Source organism: Bartonella sp. AA126HLJHH (assembly GCF_042197425.1).
GTDB lineage: Bacteria > Pseudomonadota > Alphaproteobacteria > Rhizobiales > Rhizobiaceae > Bartonella.
Genome location: NZ_JBHIRU010000010.1, coordinates 75,783 through 84,456, shown reverse-complemented (window position 1 = coordinate 84,456; position 8,674 = coordinate 75,783). Strand labels below are relative to the sequence as shown.

Genomic DNA, 8,674 nt, shown 5'->3' with positions numbered 1-8,674 from the left:
AGCAGAAACCGCTCTCGTTACTCGTCGTATATAGTACTCTTTCAAGCAAAGAGTCAATATCATTTTTTATTTTTTTTAAATAAAATAACCCAAACTTTACCAATAAAATATTGAACAAAAAATCCTATTTCAAAACATTATTGGCAACAAGCAATTATAGATAAAATCTGCCTTCATAAAAATAAAACATGAAAACAGCAAGGAGTTCAAAGAGAGCATGGCGCCTTTAAAGTAAAATATAGCACCCCATTGCAATGCATAAAAATAGGAAGTTGCCTAGGAATGAGTTAATCACAATAACGCTTGTTTTATGCTACTTTAATAGAGAAAATTTTCTGCGCAGATACGATTTATAAAGACATTGCTGTATAAAGAGAATCGCATGATCTGTAATTTGTAAAAAGAATCAAATTCCTGTAGAAGCATTTTAAGCTATCTATCTAGCTTTCTTTATTTAATATTGAAAAGTACTCTTATAAATCTATGTGGGATAACGAACAACAAAAAAACGATCCTGGACAAGACCCTGCTCTTGTCGTCAAGCGTTTGCGGCCTGCGCGCCGACAGGTCTCTGCTCGTTGGCTTACGGGAACCATTCTGACAGGAATCACTTCCTGCATTCTTATGGGGATTGCACTTTTTACGGCTCTTGATGAACAACAGCGATTGGTAACACCGCCACAATGGTTTACGCAAGAAAACCTATCAGAATCACAAGCCCCTGAGGCCAATGGCTATAAAGGCGACCGTATTTCTCCCACTCATGCAAGGCAAAGCTTTGACAGAAAACGTCAATTTGAATTATCGATTCTACAAAAAAAAGGCGATGAAAAAGTCATTCAAACACAACATTTTGAATGGATTCGTATGGCTTTAGCCGAAAATCGCCCCCAGAAATATAGCTATCCAAAATTTGATTCTTTAAGCATTCTTGCTAGTGATACGAAAAATCAAAATATCGCACCACAAGAAGATTCTGGGCAGATTTATGGAGCAAAGGTTGAAACAAAACTCACCTTACGCAGCTATGATTTTAAGGTAAATCAATTCGATTTTGATGACAGCGACACATTGACAGATGAAGAGGCACAACAAGAAGTACAAAAAGCTGGATTTACTTTAGAAAAGAGCTCCGAACTTCTTTCAGTTCTCACATTGATTGATCCTTTAAAATTAGAAGATGTATCCTCCCCTTCCCAAGGCACAGAATCCCCTGAAGTTCGAATCGTTCAAGAAAATGTAACCGTTTCTCCTCAAAGTCACCGTATCGATCTGACGAAAAACTATGTTGAAGATATTATTCCTATTCGTAAAAAACAAACGATAGCCGATGCTTTCAAAAAAACCAGTTATACAAAAAAGCAAATTGACCAGGTTGTAAAAACGCTAGAAAAAATAAGCCTTTCCGATTCCCTTAAAGAGGGAAGCCTTTTACGCATTGGTATCGTGACACAAGCTGGTGAAGAAGACCATCTCGTACGCGCAAGTATCTATCAAGGGATGCATCATGTTCTCACCATTGCCCTGAATGATAAAGGCCAATTCATTGAAAGCACAGAGCCTAAAATGTCTAAAGCACTTAAAACGGCTTTTCAAAATGGTATTCCACATTCTTATATCAATAGCGCACAATTACCAACGGCTTATGATGCACTCTATAGTGCTTTGCTAAGCCATAATATATCACAATCTCTCTCTCATCGTCTTATTCGTCTGCTGGCCACCAATATTGATATGAAAAGTCCGATAACACCCAATGATCAGATCGAAATATTTTATGCTGTACCACAAAGCGATAAAGAAAACAAAAACGGCAAAAAGAATTTGAAGGCAAAGGAATCATCCAAGAACGCTGATCCAGAAATTCGTTATATTAGTGCAACTTTTGGGAATACAACTTATAAATATTACCGTTATCAATTAAAAGATGGAAGCGTTGATTATTATGATTCTGAAGGGAAAAGTTCAAAGCCTTTCTTGCTGCGCAAACCCACACCAAATGGCATTTTTGGCTCTCCCTTTGGTCCACGTAAACATCCTATTTTAGGCTATGTCCGCATGCATACGGGTGTTGATTGGATTGCTCCTAAAGGATCACCCATTATTGCTGTAGGAGATGGTATTGTCACAAGAGTAGGCGTAACAGGCGGCTATGGAAACCATACGGAAATTCAACATGCCAATGGATATATCAGCAGTTATTCACACCAAAGTCGTTATGCACCAGACATCAAACCAGGCGTGAAAGTACGACAAGGACAAATTATTGGGTATGTTGGATCAACAGGAATGGCAACCGGACCCCATTGTCATTTTGAAATCATTGTCAATGGCGTCAAGGTTGATCCCATGCGCATTCGTATACCGGATAGCAAAGCCTTAACCAATCAAGACCTACAAACATTCCTACAAGAAAAAAACAACATTGATGCCTTGATCAACAGCCCAATAGCACCCTCCGAAGAGACTTAAAGCATGAAAGCATCTGCATTTTTACGACTCAAAACATCTAAAAAATATGCTTGAGCGCTTACTTTTCTCAAAGAGATTTCCGCATTTTAAATATCTATTAAAGAATACGCCGAAAGATTCCACCACCCAAGGTCGCATCACAATGATTAAAAATAAAACACCCTCCCCTTTTCAGGTTTACGCACAATAGAAAAGTGAAAAATATGAAACCCCAAAAGGCTAACTCTTCTTGTTTATTTTATCAAAACGATAGCCCGTCCTTATTTGCCATGCAATAAAATCTCAAATCAAAGAGGTGCCCGCTAAAGGATGAAGATTCTAAAATCCATATCATTCTATAAACAACCCGACTTCTTGTTGAATAGATTCCACTTGTTGAATGTATGCTGTTCATAGCCCTAAAGGACGGTGTTTCATGAACTTTATGAGCACGTTCTACCTTAAGAATATTCCTTACACACTTTTACAAAAACACCCCATATTTAAAGTTTCACATGCCTTACAAAAAATAACAAAACTTGAAAACAATCTTTTTGCAAAGCAATAGAGCTTACGAATATAAGTATTATTGGCTTAAAGGAGCACTTATTCAAAATAAATTTAAAGGCTAACTTAAGCACTTCAAAGCTCTCAGACAAGGAGAACTTTGAAAGCCTATCATCGGAGTCAACAAAGCAAAAAAACAACAAGAGAGAAAATCAAACATTACACCAAAAGATAAAGAAGCAAAGTTGTTTCTCTTGAAGGCAATTGACAATCTGATATGAATGGTGCTGTGTTCGCGCTACTGAAGCCGTATTTTTCCTTCTTCTTGTGAAAAGATGCCCTCCCCATACATTCACGATGAATGAAAGGCAGCTTACCACGAGAAAAGAGAAAATTTACCCTTTTAAAAAATCAGTCAGAGCTTTTTTTTGAACTATTCATGCTAAGTTTTGGCAAAGGAATGACAATCTTTGTGCCTCCTAAAGCAGAAGTTTCAAACAGAGGTTTTTCACCAAATTGCATACAGAGCTGTTCCACGACCACACGACCAAGTCCTGTTTTTTGTTTTAAAGTTTGGCTTTTCATTCCCACGCCATCATCTTCTACAATGAGCATCAATTGTCCATCTTTCTGGGGACCAAAAGAGATATAAATATGACCAGACCGTTGATCAGGAAAGGCATGTTTTAAGGAATTTGTCAGCAGTTCACCAAGGATAATTCCAAGTGTTGTCGCATCTCTTGAAGACAGGCGACAATCTTTAAAGTTGGTGTGAATGGTGATGTTTTCACGCAATTCAAAAGGGACTGCCAATTCGACATCATGCACAACAGAGCTGAGAAACTCTGCCAATAGTGTCGTTTCCATATCATCACTTAAGCGCAAACGACGATGTGCTGTAGAAATTGTCTGAATACGATCACGTGCAGCCCCTAGAACAGCACGGACCTCTTCATTTTTGCTCCGGTTTAACTGGAGCCCCAACAAAGAAGACACCGTCCCAAGAGAATTGCCAATGCGATGGCTTGCATCCTGCAACAATATTTCAACCCGTTGGCGTTCTTTTTCAGCGTGATTACGTGCTCTTTCTAATTCTTGTGTTCGTTCTTTCACGCGGGCTTCCAGAGCGATATTTTCACTATGAAGCAGCAATTGATACAATTTTAAAGAGCGCATATCACGATGAAAACGATTAATAACAAAATAGGCAGAAATAAAGGTACTCACAACGGAAACAATAGCCGCCAATGTCAAAGCCGCCCGCATCAATGCGATACCCTCACGCTGTTTTTGTCGCACCACATCATCCCCATTAATAAAGCTTGTCATCAATTGAGCTAAACGCGCTACAGGAATCTTTGATACTTCCAAAGAGTCCGCATGAGAGGGTTGAGAAGATTGTTCAGGAATCGCATCAAGAGCACGCATATGGGCATTCATAAAGGCTTTTCGTGCTTCAACCTCTTCTTTAAAAGCCGTAAACCATTTATACCACTGCGGATGTGCATAAACAATAAGTGCGATATAGTCGAGAATATTCCCCAACTCCCGCTCTGCATTTTCAAAACGTATTTTATCTTCCGCCTTGCGCGTTTTTGCATAGCTGCGATCAGCAACAGCCATATCAATCAGGCTAATAAGGACCAAATCAGCCTGTTCGCGCAATTCTGAACTTGTATTCAACTGTGCGACTTCTCGATCAACGGCATTTGAAAGCAACATAATAAAAACCGATGCCAAAAGAGCCATAACAAGAGAAACAACAATCGCACCCCACCGCCAGCGTGATATCGTTGCATCAGAAGAAGGCATTTGAGGCATCAAATTTGTTTTTGTTGTCATAGAATGTCCATTGGCGAACTTGAAAGTCGTCATTTTTCAGCACAAAGGAAGGCAACCTTATGGAACATAAAACCTAAAGCCCGTGAAAAAGTTTTATACAGGCTTTTCTTGTGTTCCTAAGGATACACGCCAAACTTCTGAATTCCCTCAGATACTGACTTTACTGTAATAGCTATAACGGGAATAAAAAAAACAAGGCTATCAATCATAATTATTATGCTTTTTTAGCCGTTAAATGAACACAATGTACTTCCAGCTGAGTAAGAATCAGGACCATAATCAGACTCACCATTGACTTTAAGAAGTTCTTGTAATCGATTACGCGCCCTGCTCACACGGCTTTTAATGGTTCCAACAGCACAACCACAAATAGCCGCAGCATCTTCATAAGAAAATCCCGATGCGCCAATAAGAATAATGGCTTCTCTTTGATCGGCAGAAAGCAAATTTAAGGCTTTTTTGAAATCTTGCAAATCAAGTGATCCATATTGAGCAGGATGAACAGCGACATTTTGAGTAAACACGCCGTCGGTATCTTGAACTTCTCTTCCCTTTTTACGCATTTGACTATAAAATTCATTGCGCAAAATGGTAAAAAGCCAAGCTTTAAGATTAGTTCCCATCTCAAAACTATCTTGCTTAGCCCATGCCTTCATAACAGTATCTTGGACCAAATCTTCGGCTTTATCGTGCTTGCCACTTAAAGAAACAGCAAAAGCTCGTAAAGCCGGCAACACAGAAAGGAGTTCTTGTTTAAAGTTTTTCGCGCACTTTGACATAAAGGATTCAAACCTTTTCCACATTGTTTAAGCCAAATTGCTCTGCGCGCTCCAACTTCTCTAAAAGCTCAAGCAAACACCGTGGCAGTGCTTCTTCTTGAATTTCCATGTAAAATTGACGTAACTTCCGTGCTATTTCGCTATTGACCCCGAGAAGATCATCTCCAACTCTAAATTGTGTGGTGAGATTTTTTTCATCACGGTCGTTCATTTTTCATCCCCCTAATCCATATATTACTGGTAGCACCGCGAAGAATTTTTCGCCTTATGGTTGTAAATATAGCTGCCGGTAAAAAGTTCCATACAAATCAAGGAACTTTTTTATCGGTTGAGAATTTCAACCAACAAAATGCTTGAAAGGTCAAAGGAGTTATAAATTATGTCATTATCAACGCGCATTGCCCCGCATCTTCCCTATCTTCGGCGTTTTGCCCGCTCTGTCACCGGTAGCCAATCCTCTGGCGATGCCTATGTTTCAGCGATGTTGGAAGCACTCATTGCCGACATCTCCATTTTTCCCAAAGCCTCCACTGACCGAATTGGTACCTATTGGCTTTTTTGCCATCTTTTTGACCAAACCACACCAAACATCCCTGAACCCCTGCCCCAATTTGGTCTTGAACAAAAAACCAGTGCCAAATTATCCTATCTCACGCCCCGTGCACGCCAAGCATTTTTGCTCATTGCCGTTGAAGGGTTTCATGAACAAGACGCCAGCGAAATCATGAATCTGGATACGAAAGAATTTCGCAAGCTTCTCAACCAAGCATCCATTGATATTTCTCAACAAATTGCCACTGAAGTAATGATTATTGAAGATGAACCTCTTATTGCACTTGATATTGAGCAAATGGTAGAAAGCCTAGGTCATCATGTTGTAGGAATAGCGCGCACGCGTGATGAAGCTGTCATCATGTATCATAAGAAAAAACCACGGTTGATTTTGGCTGATATTCAATTAGCCGATAACAGTTCAGGGATTGATGCGGTCAACGAGATTTTGAAAAATGACCGTATACCGGTGATTTTCATCACGGCTTTTCCCGAAAGGCTTCTCACTGGCGAGCGTCCAGAACCAACTTTTTTAGTGACCAAACCTTTTAACCCTGATATGGTGAAAGCGCTTATTTCCCAAGCTTTATTTTTTCAAGAGAATGCTTCTAAAGCGGCTTAGAATAGGGTAACATCTTAAAATTATGATCGTTACGCCTCTTTCAAAGCCTCCCATGGATAGATCTCATATGAGTGCGCTCATGCAAGCGATTCGTGGTGCTGATATTTGCGTTCTCTATCAGGCAACAAATCTGGTTTATTTATGGGCTGAAAACTTGCCACATCATTTGCACAATAAATGGCGGGTTGGGTGTCGTGACAGCGACTTTTTTTCGCTTGACCTTGCAGACAATATGGAAACCATCAAACTGCAAGTTTTAGCCAGTGGCAAAATGCAAACTGTTGAAGCACGTTTTGAAGATACAAACAAACAAGAGATTTGGTACAAATTTTCTATTGATTGCCACCGCAATGATAACGAAGACATTATTGGTATTATCACCACCGGTGTCAATATTTCCGGCTTACGCCGCCGTGAACAAGTGCTTAAAATCCTTCTTCGCGAAGTCAGTCACCGTTCTAAAAATCTTCTAGCGATCATTCAAAGTATTGCCAGTCAAACCGCCCGCTATACTGAATCTCTTCAGGTTTTTTTACGAAAATTTCAAGGTCGTCTTCATTCTCTTTCTCATTCTCAAGATCTGATCACTGATTCCGATTGGCGCGGTGCTCAATTTCGCGAATTGGTCCAAACGCAGGCTTTAGGTTATTTTATGAAAGAAACAGAACGTTTTTCACTTGAAGGCGTCGATCCTTATCTTTTTCCCAATGCCGCTTTGCATATCGGTTTGGCTTTTCATGAACTGATTGTCAATTCTCTTTCTTTTGGAGCCCTTTCCCAAGAAAAGGGGAGCATCTGTGTACGCTGTGAAATCGAAACAAAACTGAATGGCAAAACGCAACTTATCATCACTTGGCATGAAAATTTTGAATCCGGCATCCCTCCCACAAACAATAAAAAAGCCTGTTTTGGTAGTGCCGTTCTCGAAAAAATCGTTCCCATTTCCGTGAATGGTTCAGCTTCTCTCAGATTGACACAAGAAGGAATTGTCTATTGCCTCTCTGTTCCTGATACTTATTTTGATATTTTTTCTTAAAAGAGCATTTTAAACAATGAACAAGAGAATTTTCCCCTTTTTTAGCAAAATGTCTCATCTGTTTATTAAGCACAAAGATATTTTCCAACCTCTTTAAACCAACCTCTATAGTCCCCCAATAGTTCCGCAAAACCTTAACGATGAGAACTGAAAGCCACATAAAATCCATTCCCGCTGTCAATCAACTTCCATCCCTCATATAACCGGCATATTTTAAAACAGAAACCAAAACGATAAAGAGCAAACCGTTTCAGCTTTTATATGCAAAATAAAAGCGAGCCTGTTACCCATCTCTTTTTGTGTAATTTTCGCAATGCGTATATAATTTTATTTTGGCAGAATATGAAATTTCAAGGAGTAAAGCTAATATCCATCATCACTCTTCAGCTTTACGGGCTTAAAGCATCCACGACAACGACAATTAATTGATGTAAATTACACATTTTATGCTTTTATTTATCGCATTCTTTAATGGAGATATCCTCTTCAGTTACAATAGGGCATCCTAAAACAGGATACACTTGTGTTCCTCATTCACGCACTTTTTTAATATTTCCCAGCGCATCCACGCTCATTTCAAAACAGTATGTGTAAATAAGATATAATAGCCCCCGTAAAGTGAACCATCAAAACCGCCCCTTGTTACGCCACGTCCTTCTTTACCTTCATGCCCCTTTTCACTTCATAAAAGTAGTAGCTGAGTATCATCATACCATTTGTCTCTCATGTTACAACAGCCATTGACCTTTGAGAGCGTCCATAAGAGGCATTTCAGTCTTTTTTCAAATATTACTCACCGACATAGAGCCCCCACACACACCCTTTTATGACGTGCAAGCCAATGACTTTGATTAATTCACTATAGAACCCGCATCTCAAAGGGGA

The 8,674-nt window shown here is 39.5% G+C and carries 6 protein-coding genes; 3 read left to right on the top strand and 3 right to left on the bottom strand.

Annotated features, from left to right (window positions below; all coding sequences use genetic code 11):
- Nucleotides 1-483: 483 nt before the first annotated feature.
- Nucleotides 484-2,472 carry a M23 family metallopeptidase gene (locus ACFIQC_RS06305; RefSeq protein ID WP_375706892.1) on the top strand — a complete coding sequence of 663 codons (1,989 nt, stop codon included), beginning with the start codon at nt 484-486 and terminating at the stop codon, nt 2,470-2,472.
- A gap of 897 nt (nt 2,473-3,369) precedes the next feature.
- Here ACFIQC_RS06305 and ACFIQC_RS06300 read toward each other — a convergent pair.
- The 3 genes from ACFIQC_RS06300 to ACFIQC_RS06290 form a co-directional block, all read right to left on the bottom strand.
- The gene (locus ACFIQC_RS06300; RefSeq protein WP_375621451.1) at nt 3,370-4,800 is read right to left on the bottom strand and encodes a sensor histidine kinase; all 1,431 of its coding nucleotides are present in this window, start codon (nt 4,798-4,800) and stop codon (nt 3,370-3,372) included.
- Between the two features lie 224 nt (nt 4,801-5,024).
- Nucleotides 5,025-5,579, bottom strand: a complete 555-nt coding sequence (locus ACFIQC_RS06295) for an RNA polymerase sigma factor (RefSeq protein ID WP_375611691.1) — start codon at nt 5,577-5,579, stop codon at nt 5,025-5,027.
- 7 nt (nt 5,580-5,586) lie between these two features.
- A complete protein-coding gene (locus ACFIQC_RS06290; RefSeq protein ID WP_375610684.1) occupies nt 5,587-5,790 on the bottom strand; it encodes a NepR family anti-sigma factor in 204 nt (67 codons plus the stop codon).
- Between the two features lie 168 nt (nt 5,791-5,958).
- On the opposite strand from ACFIQC_RS06290, the gene ACFIQC_RS06285 reads away from it, so the two are divergent.
- Together ACFIQC_RS06285 and ACFIQC_RS06280 are read left to right on the top strand one after the other, a co-directional pair.
- Nucleotides 5,959-6,753 carry a response regulator gene (locus ACFIQC_RS06285; protein ID WP_375607013.1) on the top strand — a complete coding sequence of 265 codons (795 nt, stop codon included), beginning with the start codon at nt 5,959-5,961 and terminating at the stop codon, nt 6,751-6,753.
- Between the two features lie 22 nt (nt 6,754-6,775).
- Nucleotides 6,776-7,789, top strand: a complete 1,014-nt coding sequence (locus tag ACFIQC_RS06280) for a sensor histidine kinase (protein WP_375613649.1) — start codon at nt 6,776-6,778, stop codon at nt 7,787-7,789.
- The last annotated feature ends 885 nt before the right edge of the window (nt 7,790-8,674 follow it).